Source organism: Streptomyces endocoffeicus, assembly GCF_016741935.1.
In the GTDB taxonomy this organism is placed as follows: domain Bacteria; phylum Actinomycetota; class Actinomycetes; order Streptomycetales; family Streptomycetaceae; genus Streptomyces; species Streptomyces endocoffeicus.
In genome coordinates, this window is the sequence record NZ_JAERRG010000168.1 from 1 (window position 1) to 1015 (window position 1015).

General features: G+C 68.2%; 2 protein-coding genes. Both read right to left on the bottom strand.

Going from position 1 to position 1015, the window contains the following annotated elements; translation table 11 throughout:
• Nucleotides 1-591 (bottom strand): transposase (locus JK364_RS54400; RefSeq protein WP_307841734.1); only part of this gene is annotated, 591 nt, incomplete at its 3' end.
• A partial coding sequence (locus JK364_RS54405; RefSeq protein ID WP_201858876.1) for a winged helix-turn-helix domain-containing protein occupies nucleotides 564-1015 on the bottom strand: 452 nt, incomplete at its 5' end. The genes JK364_RS54400 and JK364_RS54405, both read right to left, overlap by 28 nt.

The following is a 1015-nucleotide window of genomic DNA, read 5'->3' on the forward strand; positions in this document are numbered from 1 at the left end:
TGGTGGTTCGGGATGGATTGTCAATCCGGTGTGAGTGAGGAAGGACCACGGGAGTTGTTCGTTGGAGCAGATCCGGTGGATGCCGCGTTCTGCCGCGTCGGCGACGTCGGCGAGGTGGTCGCCGGCGAGGTTAGCCAGCTCGCGGGCCTTGATGGCCGACCACAGCAGTTCCACCGGGTTGAGTTCGGGTGCGTAGGCCGGCAGCCGCTCCAGGGTCAGCCAGTCCTGCTCGGCCGCCCAGGCCCGCATGCTCCGACTCCAGTGGGCCGACAGTCCGTCCCACACCAACACCACCGACTCGCCGGCGTAGAAGGTCTTGACGTGTTCCAACACTTCGATCAGGGAAGTGGTGTCATAGCTGCCCGGCTTGAGGTGGAAGCACAGCCGCGGGCCACGTTCAAGGTCAGCGGCGTGGTAGCCCAGCGCGGCGGCCATCCCGGCTCGTTTCCAGTTCAGCCGGTGCCGCAGCGTGGGAGTGCGCCCGCGGGGTGCGTAGGTGCGGCGAATCTGGGGCAGCAGTGACACACCTGATTCATCGAAGAACACAATCCAGGCACGTTTCTTCACCGCCCCCTTTTGATGCGTGGCCACTCCTGGGCGACCCACCGGGCGATCTCGGACTCGTCCCGCTCGACGGCCTGACGCCTGGGCCGCTGCAGGCTCCACCCCAGCCGCCCGGTCAGCAAGCGCCACACGGACGCCCGGGCCAGCTTCACCCCACTCACCCGCTCAACCACCACGCCGACCCGTTCCAAGGTCCACAGATCCGCCTCGAACCCGTGCGCCTGGGCGCCCTGCTCCAACGCGGTCCGAACCACCTCGACCTGGGCGTCATCCAGCTTGGGTGGCCGGCCGGTGGCCGGACGCCGCCGCAGTGCCGGGGCCCCGCCCTGCTCCCACAGGCGTTTCCACCGGCGCACGCTCTCGGGGTGGATCCCCACCATCCGTGCAACCACGGATGAAGAACGTCCTTGCTCGAACAATTCGACCGCGCGCATGCGCCGGGCCTCGGCCA